Annotated in this window: 14 protein-coding genes, 1 rRNA gene and 1 other annotated feature; all 15 genes read left to right on the forward strand. The window is 39.7% G+C overall.

Annotated elements, in window-relative coordinates:
* Positions 1 to 76: ribosomal RNA gene (rrf, locus tag AC3WJG_RS24425) — 5S ribosomal RNA — on the forward strand; the annotation flags it as partial.
* A gap of 235 nt (positions 77 to 311) precedes the next feature.
* Complete coding sequence (locus AC3WJG_RS24430) at positions 312 to 773, forward strand: CtsR family transcriptional regulator (protein WP_013054895.1); 462 nt, start codon at positions 312 to 314, stop codon at positions 771 to 773.
* A gap of 41 nt (positions 774 to 814) precedes the next feature.
* Complete coding sequence (gene mcsA / locus AC3WJG_RS24435; RefSeq protein ID WP_337134633.1) at positions 815 to 1,357, forward strand: protein-arginine kinase activator protein McsA; 543 nt, start codon at positions 815 to 817, stop codon at positions 1,355 to 1,357.
* Between the two features lie 3 nt (positions 1,358 to 1,360).
* Positions 1,361 to 2,434: a protein-arginine kinase McsB gene (gene mcsB, locus AC3WJG_RS24440; RefSeq protein WP_013054897.1), complete on the forward strand. Its 1,074-nt coding sequence runs from the start codon at positions 1,361 to 1,363 to the stop codon at positions 2,432 to 2,434.
* A gap of 20 nt (positions 2,435 to 2,454) precedes the next feature.
* The gene (gene clpC, locus AC3WJG_RS24445) at positions 2,455 to 4,896 is read left to right on the forward strand and encodes an ATP-dependent protease ATP-binding subunit ClpC (protein ID WP_014462041.1); all 2,442 of its coding nucleotides are present in this window, start codon (positions 2,455 to 2,457) and stop codon (positions 4,894 to 4,896) included.
* Between the two features lie 123 nt (positions 4,897 to 5,019).
* Entirely contained in the window at positions 5,020 to 6,396 is a 1,377-nt protein-coding gene (gene radA / locus AC3WJG_RS24450; protein ID WP_013054899.1) for a DNA repair protein RadA, read from the forward strand.
* Positions 6,397 to 6,399: 3 nt separating this feature from the next.
* Positions 6,400 to 7,479 carry a DNA integrity scanning diadenylate cyclase DisA gene (gene disA / locus AC3WJG_RS24455; protein WP_013054900.1) on the forward strand — a complete coding sequence of 360 codons (1,080 nt, stop codon included), beginning with the start codon at positions 6,400 to 6,402 and terminating at the stop codon, positions 7,477 to 7,479.
* 147 nt (positions 7,480 to 7,626) lie between these two features.
* Positions 7,627 to 8,724, forward strand: a complete 1,098-nt coding sequence (locus AC3WJG_RS24460; protein ID WP_013054901.1) for a PIN/TRAM domain-containing protein — start codon at positions 7,627 to 7,629, stop codon at positions 8,722 to 8,724.
* Positions 8,725 to 8,749: 25 nt separating this feature from the next.
* The gene (gene ispD / locus AC3WJG_RS24465) at positions 8,750 to 9,451 is read left to right on the forward strand and encodes a 2-C-methyl-D-erythritol 4-phosphate cytidylyltransferase (protein WP_028410360.1); all 702 of its coding nucleotides are present in this window, start codon (positions 8,750 to 8,752) and stop codon (positions 9,449 to 9,451) included.
* Positions 9,448 to 9,927, forward strand: a complete 480-nt coding sequence (gene ispF, locus AC3WJG_RS24470; protein ID WP_013054903.1) for a 2-C-methyl-D-erythritol 2,4-cyclodiphosphate synthase — start codon at positions 9,448 to 9,450, stop codon at positions 9,925 to 9,927. The genes ispD and ispF overlap by 4 nt, the downstream gene beginning before the upstream one ends.
* A 105-nt stretch (positions 9,928 to 10,032) precedes the next feature.
* Positions 10,033 to 11,490 (forward strand): glutamate--tRNA ligase, encoded by a 1,458-nt coding sequence (gene gltX / locus AC3WJG_RS24475; RefSeq protein ID WP_028412658.1) that lies wholly within the window; start codon positions 10,033 to 10,035, stop codon positions 11,488 to 11,490.
* A gap of 39 nt (positions 11,491 to 11,529) precedes the next feature.
* Positions 11,530 to 11,754, forward strand: a binding site (T-box leader).
* Positions 11,755 to 11,826: 72 nt separating this feature from the next.
* Complete coding sequence (cysE, locus tag AC3WJG_RS24480) at positions 11,827 to 12,483, forward strand: serine O-acetyltransferase (protein WP_337134636.1); 657 nt, start codon at positions 11,827 to 11,829, stop codon at positions 12,481 to 12,483.
* Positions 12,473 to 13,870: a cysteine--tRNA ligase gene (gene cysS / locus AC3WJG_RS24485; protein ID WP_028410362.1), complete on the forward strand. Its 1,398-nt coding sequence runs from the start codon at positions 12,473 to 12,475 to the stop codon at positions 13,868 to 13,870. Before cysE ends, cysS begins: the two co-directional genes overlap by 11 nt.
* A gap of 7 nt (positions 13,871 to 13,877) precedes the next feature.
* A complete protein-coding gene (locus AC3WJG_RS24490; protein WP_013054907.1) occupies positions 13,878 to 14,303 on the forward strand; it encodes a Mini-ribonuclease 3 in 426 nt (141 codons plus the stop codon).
* Positions 14,293 to 15,036: a 23S rRNA (guanosine(2251)-2'-O)-methyltransferase RlmB gene (gene rlmB, locus AC3WJG_RS24495; RefSeq protein WP_028410364.1), complete on the forward strand. Its 744-nt coding sequence runs from the start codon at positions 14,293 to 14,295 to the stop codon at positions 15,034 to 15,036. Before AC3WJG_RS24490 ends, rlmB begins: the two co-directional genes overlap by 11 nt.

The raw sequence follows: 15,036 nt of genomic DNA on the forward strand, positions 1-15,036 counted from the left end.
CGAACACGGAAGTTAAGCTCTTTAGCGCCAATGGTAGTTGGGACTTTGTCCCTGTGAGAGTAGGACGTTGCCAGGCACCTGAAAAAGGACTAGCTATTTTAGCTAGTCCTTTTTTGTTTACAATTTATTTGTTTTATGAAAAAGTATAGTAAGAACAATAAAATTCACGATTTGCAGGTTTTGAAATAAATTTTAGTGGCAACGATAAAAGTAAAGAATAAACTTTAATAGTACATAGTTGAAAATTTTTTCGTTTCCTTTTATATTTAAATTAAGGTCAAATATAGTCAAAGTCAGAAGGAGGGGGCAGCGTGCCAAATATCTCTGACATTATCGAACAGTATTTAAAACAAGTACTTGAATTAAGTGAAAGAGAAATTGTTGAAATAAGGCGCAGTGAGATTGCTGATAAATTTCAATGCGTTCCGTCGCAAATTAATTACGTTATCAATACCCGTTTTACAGTTGAAAGAGGTTATCTTGTAGAAAGTAAGCGAGGCGGCGGCGGCTTTATTCGTATTGCAAAAGTAAAAATGCATGATGCAGCGGATTTGTTTCAGCAAGTAATTGAGATGATTCAAAATGAAATTTCACAAGTAAGTGCTGAAAACGTCATTATTAGGTTAGTTGAAGAAAAAGTCATCACAGAACGAGAAGCAAAAATCATGTTGAGTGTTATCAATCGTTCAGTTATTAATATTGAACTTCCTTATCGTGATGAGCTAAGGGCCAATCTTTTAAAAGCAATGCTTAATTCATTACGCTACCGATAAGCTCATGATCTATTTTATTTAGAACAGGGAGTGATGACAGGATGATTTGTCAGCAATGTGAAACGAGACCTGCAACTCTTCACTTCACAAAAATCATTAATGGTGAAAAGACGGAGATGCATGTATGTGAACAATGCGCTTCAGAAAATGGAGATGCATTTTCTTTTTCAAATCAGCAAGGTTTTTCAATCAATAACTTACTAGCTGGCCTACTTAACCTAGATCCAGCAGTAACTGAAAATTATAAGCAACAAAGTCAGGAGGTTCTTTCTTGTCCTACTTGTGGCATGATATATCAAAAATTTGCTAAAATCGGCAGGTTTGGATGTGCAGATTGCTACAAAACATTTGAGCGACCTCTTATTCCTTTCTTGAAGAGGTTGCATGGAGGTAATTATCTACATCACGGAAAAATACCAGCAAGAATTGCAAGTAATCTTCATTTAAAAAAGGAATTACAGGCATTAAGATTGAACTTAAAAGAGTATATCGAAAAAGAGGAGTTTGAGAAAGCAGCCGAACTCCGAGATCACATTCGATTACTAGAAAAGAAGATGAACGAATCGAGAGAGGAGGAAGCGTAATTCATGTCCCAGGATTTGTTCTTTTCCCAGCCTGTTAGCTCTTGGATGCGTCAAGAAGCTTCGAATTCAGATATTGTTCTAAGTAGTCGAATCAGGCTGGCTCGAAATTTAACTCATTATCTTTTTCCAACTCTCTTTTCTAAAGAACAAGCAGTTGAAGTGGTTCGAGTATTCGAGCAAGTTTTTCAAAAAAGTGAGAACACCAATCAGTGGAATTTGCATTTACTAAAGATGAACGAATTACAGCCTCTTCAAAAGCAAGTGTTGGTTGAAAAGCATCTTATCAGTCCTAACTTGGCTGAAGGAGATAACAACGGAGCTTGTTTTTTATCAGAAAAAGAAGATTTGAGTATTATGGTTAATGAAGAAGATCATTTACGCATACAATGTTTATTTCCAGGCCTTCAATTATCTGAAGCTTTAAGCACAGCGAATAAAGTAGATAATTGGATTGAGAAATACGTAGATTATGCGTTTGATGAAAATAGAGGGTATTTAACCAGCTGTCCCACAAATGTGGGTACTGGGCTACGTGCATCCGTGATGATGCATCTGCCGGCTTTAGTGATGACCCGTCAAATTCATCGTATTATTCCCGCTATTAACCAGCTTGGCTTAGTGGTGAGAGGAATTTATGGAGAAGGTAGCGAAGCTTTAGGGAATATCTTTCAAATTTCTAATCAGATAACCTTAGGGAAATCTGAAGAAGATATTGTGGCAGATTTAAATAGTGTCGTACAGCAGTTGATTACACAAGAGCACTCTGCACGAGACGCGCTGTTTAAAACATCTCATGTAGAGTTAGAAGATCGAGTGTATCGTTCATATGGAGTATTGGCCAATAGCCGTATTATTGAGTCAAAAGAAGCTTCACAATGTTTATCAGATGTTCGATTAGGAATCGATTTAGGGTATATAAAAGGACTGAGTCAAAATATATTGAATGAACTTATCATTATGACGCAGCCAGGCTTTTTACAAAAGTATTCGGGAGGTCCCCTAAAGCCTCAAGAACGTGACATTAAAAGAGCCACCTTAATTCGAGAACGTCTCACTATAAATAAAAACACAAATTAAACGTGGAGGGTGACGATTATATGATGTTTGGTAGATTTACAGAGCGCGCACAAAAAGTATTAGCTTTAGCACAGGAAGAAGCACTACGCCTAGGTCACAACAACATTGGAACGGAGCATATTTTATTAGGTATCGTTCGCGAAGGTGAAGGAATTGCAGCAAAAGCTCTTTCTGCTCTAGGCCTAAGCACTGAAAAAATTCAAAAAGAAGTGGAAGCATTAATTGGCAGAGGCCAAGAATTAACGCAGACCATTCATTATACACCTCGAGCGAAAAAAGTCATTGAACTTTCAATGGATGAAGCCCGAAAACTTGGTCATTCTTATGTAGGAACAGAACATATCTTACTAGGCTTAATTCGTGAAGGTGAAGGCGTTGCAGCACGCGTTTTAAATAATTTAGGTGTCAGCCTAAATAAAGCTCGTCAGCAAGTGCTTCATTTATTAGGTAGCAATGAAGCTGCTTCAAGTCATCAAGGCGGCGGCTCTTCAAACGCTAATACACCTACGCTAGACAGCTTAGCACGCGATTTAACAGTTGTAGCGCGCGAAGGAAGCTTAGACCCTGTTATCGGACGTGGGAAAGAAATTCAGCGTGTTATTGAAGTGTTAAGCCGACGTACAAAAAACAATCCTGTATTAATTGGGGAGCCAGGTGTCGGTAAAACGGCAATCGCTGAAGGTTTGGCTCAGCAAATTGTCAACAATGAGGTTCCAGAAATTTTACGCGATAAACGCGTTATGACTTTGGATATGGGAACGGTCGTTGCTGGTACAAAATACCGCGGAGAATTTGAAGATCGCCTGAAGAAAGTAATGGATGAAATTCGTCAAGCAGGTAATATCATTCTCTTTATCGATGAGTTACACACATTAATTGGCGCTGGTGGTGCAGAAGGTGCTATCGATGCTTCTAATATTTTAAAACCGTCTCTTGCTCGTGGAGAACTTCAGTGTATCGGTGCTACGACTTTAGATGAATACAGAAAGTACATTGAAAAAGATGCAGCGTTAGAGCGTCGCTTCCAGCCAATTCAAGTGGATGAACCAACGTTGGAAGAGTCTATTCAAATCTTAAAAGGGCTTCGTGACCGTTATGAAGCCCATCACCGAGTATCTATTTCTGATGAGGCAATCGAGCAAGCGGTGAAACTATCAGATCGCTACATTTCAGATCGTTTCTTACCGGATAAAGCAATCGATTTAATTGATGAAGCTGGTTCAAAAGTGCGTTTACGTTCATTTACAACGCCGCCAAATTTAAAGGAATTAGAGCAAAAATTAGAATCAGTACGCAATGAAAAAGATGCGTCTGTTCAAAGTCAAGAATTCGAAAAAGCAGCATCTTTACGCGATACAGAGCAACGCCTACGCGAAGAATTAGAAGACACAAAGAAAATTTGGAAAGAGCAGCAAGGTAAAGAAAACTCAGCTGTAACCGTAGAAGATATTGCGATGGTTGTATCTAGCTGGACGGGTGTACCGGTCTCTAAACTGGCACAGGAAGAGACAGAAAGACTGCTGAACATGGAAGAGATTCTTCACTCTCGTGTAATTGGGCAAGAAGAAGCGGTAAAAGCAGTTGCAAAAGCTGTGCGCCGTGCTAGAGCAGGCTTGAAAGATCCAAAACGTCCAATTGGTTCATTCATTTTCTTAGGACCAACAGGGGTTGGTAAAACAGAGCTTGCACGTGCATTAGCGGAGTCAATCTTCGGTGATGAAGATGCAATGATTCGTATCGATATGTCTGAGTACATGGAGAAACATTCTACTTCCCGATTAGTAGGTTCACCTCCAGGATATGTTGGATACGAAGAAGGCGGCCAGTTAACGGAAAAAGTAAGAAGAAAACCTTACTCAGTTGTTCTTTTAGACGAAATTGAAAAAGCGCATCCGGATGTATTTAACATTTTATTACAAGTGTTAGAAGATGGACGCTTAACAGATTCAAAAGGTCGTACAGTTGATTTCCGTAATACGATTTTAATTATGACATCAAACGTAGGTGCTGATACATTAAAACGAAGCAAGCACTTAGGGTTCACAGTAGAAGCAGAAGGGCAAGACTACAAAGATATGAAAGGAAAAGTAATGGCGGAAATGAAGCGCGCGTTCCGTCCGGAGTTCCTAAACCGTATCGATGAAATTATCGTCTTCCATTCATTAGAGAAACCTCACTTAGCTGAAATCGTTAAATTAATGGCGGATCAGTTAACAAAACGCTTAAAAGAACAAGAAATTGATCTTGAATTAACAAAAGAGGCAATTGATAAGATTGCAGAGGAAGGTTTTGATCCAGAATACGGTGCTCGTCCACTTCGTAGAGCAATTCAAAAACATATTGAAGACCGTTTATCTGAAGAGCTGCTAAAAGGAGTTGTTCAAAAAGGTCAGAAAGTGACGCTAGATGTAGACAAAGGAGAATTTGTTGTTAAATCCTCCGCTCCAAGCAGCATCAGCTAAATTTACTCAAACCAAGACGAGGCATACGAAAAAACACGTATGCCTCCCTTTTTATTTTAGCTTAGGAAATAGTGTACAATAGAGATAGAAATCGATTGAATGAACGGAGAGATTGATAACATAATGGCGAAACGAAAAACAAAATTTGCATGTCAGCATTGCGGATATGAATCAGCAAAATGGATGGGGAAATGTCCCGGATGCGGAAGCTGGAATTCTATGGTAGAAGAAATGGAAGAAACGAAATCATCACGTCGAGGAGCTTTTTCCGGAGCTACTGCTTCTAAAGTTCAAAAACCTCAGTCAATTACAGCGATTGAATCTACAACAGAACCACGAATTTTTACACCTTCTGCAGAGTTAAATCGTGTATTAGGTGGAGGTATTGTCAGAGGCTCACTCGTTTTAATAGGGGGAGATCCGGGTATCGGAAAGTCTACTTTACTTTTGCAAACCTCCGCGCAGTTAGCAATGAAACAAAATAAAGTACTATATATTTCGGGAGAGGAATCAACCAAACAAACGAAGTTAAGAGCGGACAGGCTAGGTGTAAAAGCTGAAGAGCTTTATGTTCATGCAGAAACAAACTTAGAATTAATACTAGAGGCCATCTCAAGCATGCAGCCTGATTTTGTGGTGATTGATTCAATTCAAACCATTTACCATGCTGATGTGACATCAGCGCCAGGAAGCGTCTCACAGGTGCGAGAGTGTACGGCTGAACTAATGCGTGTTGCTAAAACGAATGGAATTGCCATCTTTATTGTGGGTCATGTAACGAAAGAAGGGGCCATTGCAGGACCAAGACTTCTTGAACATATGGTGGATACGGTTCTTTATTTTGAAGGAGAGCGCCATCATACGTATCGTATATTAAGAGCGGTTAAGAACCGATTTGGATCTACAAATGAAATGGGCATTTTTGAAATGAAAGAAAGTGGGCTAGAAGAAGTATTGAATCCATCTGAAATCTTTCTAGAAGAACGGTCCCAGGGAGCAGCAGGATCAGTTGTTGTCGCTTCAATGGAAGGGACAAGACCCGTATTAGTAGAGCTGCAGGCGCTAATCAGTCCAACGAGCTTTGGAAACCCTAGAAGAATGGCTACGGGAGTAGATCATAATCGTGTTTCGCTTATCATGGCTGTCTTAGAAAAGCGTGTAGGAATGCTGCTGCAGAATCAAGATGCGTATTTAAAAGTAGCAGGTGGAGTGAAATTAGATGAACCAGCAATCGATTTAGCTGTAGCCGTTAGCATTGCTTCAAGCTTCAGAGATGCTGCTTCTAGCGCTACAGATGTTATTGTAGGAGAGGTAGGATTAACAGGTGAAGTACGCCGAGTGTCTAGAATTGAACAGCGCGTTCAAGAAGCGGTAAAATTAGGGTTCCAACGAATTATTATCCCCGAGAAGAATTTAGGGGGATGGAAAGTCCCAGATGGTATTGATGTGATTGGGGTATCAACAGTAGCGGAGGCTCTGCAATATACATTAGGAGGATAAGCAGTGGAAGGAGAAAAAACAACAGTTAGTCAAAAACAAATATCAGAAATTCTGCAGTTTGTAGCACCAGGAACCCCTATTCGTGACGGTATCGATAACGTCTTGCGGGCAAAGACGGGCGGCTTAATTGTTATGGGCTACAATGAACAAGTCAAAAAGATGGTGGATGGGGGATTTTCGATTAATTGTGCATTTACACCTGCGCACTTATACGAGTTAGCCAAAATGGATGGAGCGCTTATTTTAAACGACAGCGGAAGCAAGATATTATTTGCTAATGCTCAGCTCATGCCAGATCCCTCTACTCCTTCTTCACAGACAGGAATGCGTCACCGTACAGCAGAACGCGTAGCTAAGCAGTCAGGTGTATTGGTGATAGCTATTTCACAAAGACGAAATGTGATTACGCTTTACAAAGGGTCTCTGCAGTATGTATTGAAAGACATTAGTGTTATTTTAGCAAAAGCGAATCAAGCGCTTGGGACACTTGAAAAGTACAAGGCGGTATTAGACGAATCGATTACAAGTCTCAGTGCATTAGAGTTTGAAGAGCAAGTAACTCATACAGATGTGCTGCAGTCGCTTCATCGTACAGAAATGGTTCTGCGTATTAAAAATGAAATTTTGAGCTATATTAGCGAGTTAGGAACAGAAGGAAGACTAATCCGTCTCCAAATGAATGAATTACTTTCCCACTTAGAGGAAGAAGCAACTTTATTAATCAAAGATTATATGTATGACCTCAGCTTTGACCCTTACCGAGTAATTGAACGCATGCAGCAGCCGTCAAATAATGTTCTTCTCGATGACCAAACGCTCCTTCGCTTAATGGGATATCCCATGTATACAAGCTTTGAAGACAGCGTTATTCCTAGAGGGTATCGAATGCTTCATAAAATTCCAAGACTTCCATCGATTATTATTGAAAATCTCATTGATGAATTAGGGGATTTAAAAACGATAGCAGATGCGTCGGTAGAAGAATTGGATGAGGTAGAAGGCATCGGTGAAATTCGAGCAAGGAAAATCAGAGAAGGACTGAAAAGACTAAAAGAGCAGCATCTTACAAACCGTCAGCTATAGGATATTAATTGACATTAAATGTTTGATTCATTAAGATATTGTGAAAATACAAAAAAAGTGACAGTTTGTTTACAAATTCTGTTTTTTGGTTAAATAACAGGTTTCAATCATTGTAAACTGTTTATAATGATAAAGGGAGGTGAAGGCGTGTTAAAACGTTTTGTACAGTTATTTTTTATTATTACAGGTGGTACATTGGGCGTCTTTTTTATACCTGAACTTATTCAATTATTAAATCTGCAAGATGTAGCATTTCTAGAAAAGCCTTACGTCGATGCAATACTGGGAGCCATTTTGTTTTTCCTTGTCACGTTTTGGATTGTTGATTATATAGTTGAATTAATTCGCCGAGTGGAAGAGGCGTTACTGAAGGCGCCTGTAACGGATGTGCTTTTTGGGAGCTTAGGATTGATTTTAGGGCTTATTGTGGCCTACTTGGTCGGAGCTTTTTTAGGCAGAATTCAACTTCAAGTAGTAAGTACCATTTTACCAATCTTTCTAAGTATTCTTTTAGGTTACTTAGGGTTTCAAGTCGGGTTTAAAAAACGTGATGAGCTTGTAAGCGTGTTTTCGATGCCGGCTCGAATTGGGAAGAAAAAAGGCCAAGAAGAAGAAACAGATAACGAAGAATCATTAAAGTCTCTTAAGATTTTAGATACAAGCGTTATTATTGACGGCCGTATCGCAGATATTTGTCAAACAGGATTTTTAGACGGAACGATTGTTATTCCGCGCTTTGTGCTTGAGGAACTTCAGCATATTGCTGATTCTTCGGATGTTCTAAAACGAAACAGAGGTAGACGAGGTCTAGATATTCTAAACCGTATTCAAAAAGAACTGGCAATGAAGGTAGAAATTTATGAAGGCGATTTCGAAGACATTCAAGAAGTAGACAGCAAGCTGGTTAAATTGGCAAAGCTGACTTCCGGTTTGGTCGTGACAAACGATTTTAATTTAAATAAAGTATGTGAACTTCAAAATGTTGGCGTTTTAAATATCAATGACTTAGCAAATGCCGTCAAGCCAATTGTACTTCCAGGAGAAGAAATGAACGTATTGGTTATAAAAGACGGTAAAGAGCATAATCAAGGTATTGCCTATCTTGATGACGGTACAATGATTGTGGTAGAAGAAGGAAGAAATTATATTGGAAAGCAAATTGATGTACTGGTGACGAGCGTACTCCAAACCTCAGCAGGCCGTATGATTTTTGCGAAACCCAAGTTATTAGAAAAAGCACTGTGACGTAACAGGTAAAGGGAGTATACCTATGAAGTATGAAATTATCGTGTTAGCTGCAGGTCAGGGGAAGCGAATGAAAGCGGGGCGGAACAAACAATTTTTAACTATTCAAAACGTTCCGCTTATCATTCATACGCTGCAAAAATTCGAACAAGATCCTTGGTGCAGTGGAATTGTACTAGTCGTAAACGAAAAAGAAGTGCAGATTTTTGAAGAGTTATTAATCAAATATCCAATTCAAAAGGTTCAATCTTTGACAGTTGGAGGCGATGAACGTCAACATAGCGTTTATAACGGTCTTAAAAGTTTAAAGCAGGCTCAGATGGTATTAATTCATGATGGCGCTCGTCCATTTGTTCAACAAAACACAATCCATGAGTTAGTAGAAAAAGCTGCTAGTGATAAGGCTGCTGTGCTGGCTGTTCCAGTAAAAGACACAATTAAGCGTGTGAAACAGGGTACTGTCATTGAAACAGTTGAGCGCTCTAGCTTGTGGGCTATTCAAACGCCGCAGGCTTTTCTTTTTGATGTAGTAATGGATGCACACGAAAAAGCAAAAATAAATGAATACTTAGGCACCGATGATGCAAGCTTAGTAGAAAAAGCGGGGCAAAAAGTATCGATTGTAGAGGGAAATTACGATAATATAAAACTAACAACACCAGAAGATTTGTTATATGCAGAAGCTATATTAACAAAGCTAAACAGGACTGAAGGAGTGGAAAAATGAACATTCGAGTAGGACAAGGTTTCGACGTACATGAATTTGCAGAAGGAAGACCTTTAATCATCGGCGGTTTAGAAATTCCGTATGAAAAAGGATTATTAGGCCACTCAGATGCAGATGTGCTGCTACATACAATCGCAGATGCCTTATTAGGAGCGGCGGCTAAAGGAGATATCGGAAAGCATTTTCCGGATACAGACCCTGAATTTAAAGATGCTGATTCAGCAAAGCTTCTTCAACACGTATGGAAACTGCTAAAAGATGAAGGTTATGAATTAAGCAATGTAGATTGCACCATTATCGCGCAAAAACCTAAAATGGCTCCTTACATTGAACCAATGAGAGAGCGTATTGCGCAGCTGTTAGAAGCAAGCATTTCTCAAATTAACGTCAAGGCAACAACAACAGAAAAGTTAGGCTTTACGGGACGCGAAGAAGGAATTGCCGCCCAAGCAGCCGTTTTAGTTTATCAAAAATAAAAACAGTTGACTTTGACAGATACCTATTTGGTGATAAAATTAGAACATGTCTAAAACATATAAATACATACTATAAGTAATATTAAATTGGAGGTCATCTTAGTTATGTCAAGCGAAGTAAGAGTTCGTTATGCCCCGAGTCCAACTGGACATCTTCATATAGGGAATGCAAGAACAGCACTATTTAATTATTTATTTGCACGAAATCAAAACGGTAAATTTATTATCCGTATTGAAGATACAGATCAAAAGCGTAATATCGAAGGCGGAGAAGAAAGTCAGCTGCGCTATTTAAAATGGTTAGGTATTGAATGGGATGAGAGTATCGACGTAGGCGGCGAGTACGGTCCTTATCGCCAGTCTGAACGTACGGAAATCTATCAAAAATATACGGAAGAACTTCTTGAAAAAGGATTAGCTTATCACTGTTACTGTACGTCAGAAGAGCTTGAAAAAGAGCGTGAAGAACAGCAGGCGAACAGTCAAATGCCGCGCTATTCAGGTAAGTGCCGTAACTTAACAGCTGAACAGCGTGCTGAACTAGAAGCAGAAGGCCGTGAGCCAAGCATTCGCTTCCGTGTTCCTAGCAACACAGAAATTAAGTGGAATGATATTGTCAAAGATGAAGTATCATTTGAGTCTGAAGGCATTGGTGACTTCGTTATTGTGAAAAAAGATGGTACACCAACATATAACTACGCTGTAGCCATTGATGATTATCTAATGAAGATGACACATGTTCTACGCGGAGATGACCATATTTCTAATACACCGAAGCAAATTCTTGTGTATGAAGCTTTGGGCTGGACGCCTCCTGTATTCGGTCATATGACATTAATCGTAAATGAAAATCGCCGTAAGCTAAGTAAACGTGATGAGTCAATCATTCAGTTTATTGAGCAATATAAAGAATTAGGCTACTTGCCGGAAGCACTGTTTAATTTTATTACAATGCTTGGCTGGTCACCTGTGGGAGAAGAAGAAATCTTCTCTAAAGAACAGTTCATTGAAATCTTTGACCCAGCTCGTTTATCAAAATCTCCAGCACTATTTGATACAAGCAAATTACGTTGGATGAACAACCAATACATGAAACAATTGGATTTAGACGAGGTGGTAGCTTTATCAGTTCCTCACTTGGTGAAAGCCGGAAAAGTTGAAGAAACGCGCGATGCAGAAACAGAACAATGGGTACGTGACTTAGTCGCTCTATACCAAGAACAAATGAGCTTTGGCGCGGAGATTGTTGAACTTACTGAAATGTTCTTTAAGAAAGAAATTGATTACAGTGAAGAAGCAAAAGCAGTGCTTGCTGAAGAGCAAGTACCGGAAGTGTTAAAAGCATTTGCTGAAGAGATTTCTTCCTTAGAAGAATTCAGCGCTGATGAAATTAAGGCAGCAACAAAGGCTGTACAAAAAGCAACAGGTCAAAAAGGTAAAAAACTATTTATGCCAATTCGTGTAGCAACAACAGGCGAAACACACGGTCCTGAGCTTCCAAAAGCTATTTCTCTTTTAGGGAAAGAAACAGTTTTAGCTCGTCTAGAAAGCATTTATAGTTAACAAATTTCTATTTTGCCCATATGATAAAATAATCAAATATGGATATCGTTGAGAAGGAAGAGTAGGCAAGTTCATTGCATATCAGAGAGGGTTATCACCGGCTGAAAGTAACCTATGACAAAACTTGTTGAAGTGCGCCTTTGAGTCTTTTGTTGAATGCTGCTAAAGTAAGTAGGCAAAAGCGGGTACTTTCACGTTATGAGAGAAGAGTTGGGATCGTTTGTTGATCCAAACAGAGTGGAACCGCGTATATACGTCTCTGTGTCATTTGACATAGGGGCGTTTTTTTATACAATCAATGAGTAGATAGAGGAATAGCGGAATTGGGGTGAGATGATGCTAAAGTTGTTAAAGGAAGACATTGAAGCCATATTTGAACAAGATCCTGCAGCAAGAAGTTATATTGAAGTGATATTAACCTATTCGGGGTTGCATGCTATTTGGGCACATAGATTCGCTCACGGGCTTTTTAAAAGAAAGTGGTTTTTTCTGGCACGTGTAATCTCACAAATTAGCCGATTCTTCACAGGGATTGAAATCCATCCGGGTGCGAAAATTGGCCGCCGCTTTTTTATTGACCACGGAATGGGAATTGTGATTGGGGAAACGTGCGAAATTGGAGATAATGTAACAGTATATCAAGGAGTAACACTCGGAGGAACAGGGAAAGAAAAAGGAAAGCGTCACCCGACGATTGAAGACAATGTCTTAATTGCAACAGGTGCTAAAGTGCTAGGGTCGATTACGATTCATGCACACTCCAAAATTGGAGCAGGTTCAGTTGTGTTAAATGACGTCCCAGAAAACTCAACGGTTGTTGGTATCCCTGGCCGAGTCGTCATTCAAAATGGCGTCCGGATTCCAAAAGATTTGAATCATCAAGATTTGCCAGATCCAGATGCAGAGCGTTTCAAACAGCTAGAGAAAGAAATTTTACACCTGCAAAATCAATTAGAGGAATTAAAAGAAGGGAAGATTCACCATGGCAATTAAGCTATATAACACGTTAACACGTCAAAAAGAGACGTTTGTACCGCTGGAAGAAAACAAAGTCAAAATGTACGTGTGCGGACCGACGGTGTATAACTATATTCATATTGGAAACGCGCGTCCTGCGATTGTATTTGATACGGTGCGCCGCTATTTAGAATTTAGAGGCTACGATGTAGAGTATGTCTCAAACTTCACAGATGTAGATGATAAATTAATTAAGGCAGCAAAAGAGTTAGGAGAAGATGTTCCAACGATCGCAAACCGCTTTATCGATGCTTACTTTGAAGATACGTCAGCTCTTGGATGCAAGCATGCCGATGTGCATCCGCGCGTAACTGAAAATATGGATATCATTATTGAGTTCATTGATGAACTTGTGAAAAAAGGTTATGCGTATGAGTCAGAGGGTGATGTATACTATCGTACACGTAAGTTTGAAGGATACGGAAAATTATCACATCAGTCTATTGATGAATTGCAATCCGGTGCTCGTATCGAAGTTGGCGAAAAGAAAGAAGATCCATTAGACTTTACTCTTTGGAAAGCAACCAAAGATGGAGAGATCGCATGGGATAGCCCTTGGGGTCAAGGAAGACCGGGCTGGCATATCGAGTGCTCGGCGATGGCACGCAAGTATTTAGGTGATACAATTGATATCCACGCAGGCGGTCAGGATTTAGCTTTCCCTCATCACGAAAATGAAATTGCCCAATCAGAAGCGCTCACTGGGAAATCGTTTGCGAAATACTGGCTTCATAACGGGTATATCAATATTGATAATGAAAAGATGTCTAAATCACTAGGGAACTTCGTGTTAGTTCATGACATTATTAAAAAGCATGATCCTTCCCTACTTCGATTCTTTATTTTATCTGTTCACTATCGTCACCCAATTAACTATAACGAAGAAATTTTAGAGAATACGCGCAAAGCGCTTGAGCGTCTGCAAACAGCTTACGGCAACTTAACTCACCGTCTAGAGGCAGCAACAAATCTTCAAGAAGATGCTTCAGAATGGTTCGAAAAGCTAAAAGAGCTTCGCGAAACGTTTGTTGAAGAGATGGATGATGATTTTAATACGGCAAATGCTATTTCTGTTCTGTTCGAGCTAGCAAAGCAAGCTAACTTGTATTTGTTAGAACAAACAACGTCTACAGATGTAATTGAAGCCTTTATTAAAGAATTTAAAGAATTAGGTGCTGCAATAGGCATTACGTTTGGAGAAGCTGAACTTCTAGACGAAGAAATTGATCAATTGATCCAAGATCGTATTCAGGCTCGTAAAGATCGTAATTTCCAATTAGCAGATCAAATTCGAGATGAATTAAAGGCTAAAAATATTATTTTAGAAGATACGGCGCAAGGAACAAGATGGAAAAGAGGATAATAGTGTTATGAGCAGCAGTAAATTAGATGTAAAACAGCTAAATAGCTTAGCTCTTGCTTATATGGGTGATGCGGTGTTTGATTTACATGTTCGCCGCCACCTGCTGGTGTTAGGGACAGTGCGCCCTAACCAGCTTCATAATAAAGCTAAAAAATACGTATCAGCAAAAGCACAAGCGCAAATCGTATATTATTTTAAAAATGAAAACTTTTTTACTGAGGAAGAAGAAGGTGTACTGCGCCGAGGACGCAATGCAAAGTCCGGTACAGTCCCTAAAAACACAGATGTGCAAACGTATCGCTACAGTACGGCATTTGAAGCGGTCGTAGGCTATTTGTATCTTTTAGGTGAAGAAGAACGAATGATGGAACTTATTACTAAAGCTATCTCTTTCGTCGATGAAGGAGAGGGAGGAATGAATCATGGAACATGAATTTATCATTGGACGTAATCCGGTCCTAGAAGCCCTAAAGTCTGGGCGCGACATTAACAAACTATGGATTGCCGAAGGATCGCAAGGCGGTTCTATGGGGCAAATCACGCAGTTAGCAAAACGTAATGGTGTATTGGTGCAGTTTGTACCGAAAAAGAAAATTGAGCAAATGGTAGACGGTATTCATCAAGGAGTAGCTGCACAAGTGGCTGCTTATCAGTATGCAGAGTTAGATGATTTATTTAACTTAGCGGAAAAACGTAATGAAAGTCCGTTTTTTCTTCTGCTAGATGAGCTTGAAGATCCCCATAATTTAGGCTCTATTATGCGAACAGCCGATGCCATTGGCGCACACGGTATTATTATCCCAAAGCGCCGTTCAGTTGGATTAACAGCCACTGTAGCTAAGGCCTCTACAGGAGCGATTGAACATGTTCCCGTAGCAAGGGTAACAAACCTATCAAGGACGATTGATGAATTAAAAGATCGAGGCGTATGGATTGTTGGAACAGATGCGAAAGAAAGCGATGATTACCGCAACTTAGATGGAGGTATGCCGCTTACGTTAGTGATTGGAAGCGAAGGAAAAGGCATGAGTCGTTTGATTCGTGAAAAATGCGACTTCCTTGTACAGCTTCCAATGGTTGGGCATGTTACATCGTTAAATGCATCTGTAGCAGCTAGTCTTCTCATGTATGAGGTTTACCGAAAACGCCATCCTCTAGGTGAATAA

This window comes from Priestia sp. FW507-14D1A, assembly GCF_058781295.1.

Coding starts and splice junctions, on each gene's coding strand:
- mcsA (WP_337134633.1), top strand. CDS start 815: ATGATTTGTCAGCAATGTGAAACGAGACCTGCAACTCTTCACTTCACA.
- mcsB (WP_013054897.1), top strand. CDS start 1,361: ATGTCCCAGGATTTGTTCTTTTCCCAGCCTGTTAGCTCTTGGATGCGT.
- clpC (WP_014462041.1), top strand. CDS start 2,455: ATGATGTTTGGTAGATTTACAGAGCGCGCACAAAAAGTATTAGCTTTA.
- radA (WP_013054899.1), top strand. CDS start 5,020: ATGGCGAAACGAAAAACAAAATTTGCATGTCAGCATTGCGGATATGAA.
- ispD (WP_028410360.1), top strand. CDS start 8,750: ATGAAGTATGAAATTATCGTGTTAGCTGCAGGTCAGGGGAAGCGAATG.
- ispF (WP_013054903.1), top strand. CDS start 9,448: ATGAACATTCGAGTAGGACAAGGTTTCGACGTACATGAATTTGCAGAA.
- gltX (WP_028412658.1), top strand. CDS start 10,033: ATGTCAAGCGAAGTAAGAGTTCGTTATGCCCCGAGTCCAACTGGACAT.
- cysE (WP_337134636.1), top strand. CDS start 11,827: ATGCTAAAGTTGTTAAAGGAAGACATTGAAGCCATATTTGAACAAGAT.
- cysS (WP_028410362.1), top strand. CDS start 12,473: ATGGCAATTAAGCTATATAACACGTTAACACGTCAAAAAGAGACGTTT.
- AC3WJG_RS24490 (WP_013054907.1), top strand. CDS start 13,878: ATGAGCAGCAGTAAATTAGATGTAAAACAGCTAAATAGCTTAGCTCTT.
- rlmB (WP_028410364.1), top strand. CDS start 14,293: ATGGAACATGAATTTATCATTGGACGTAATCCGGTCCTAGAAGCCCTA.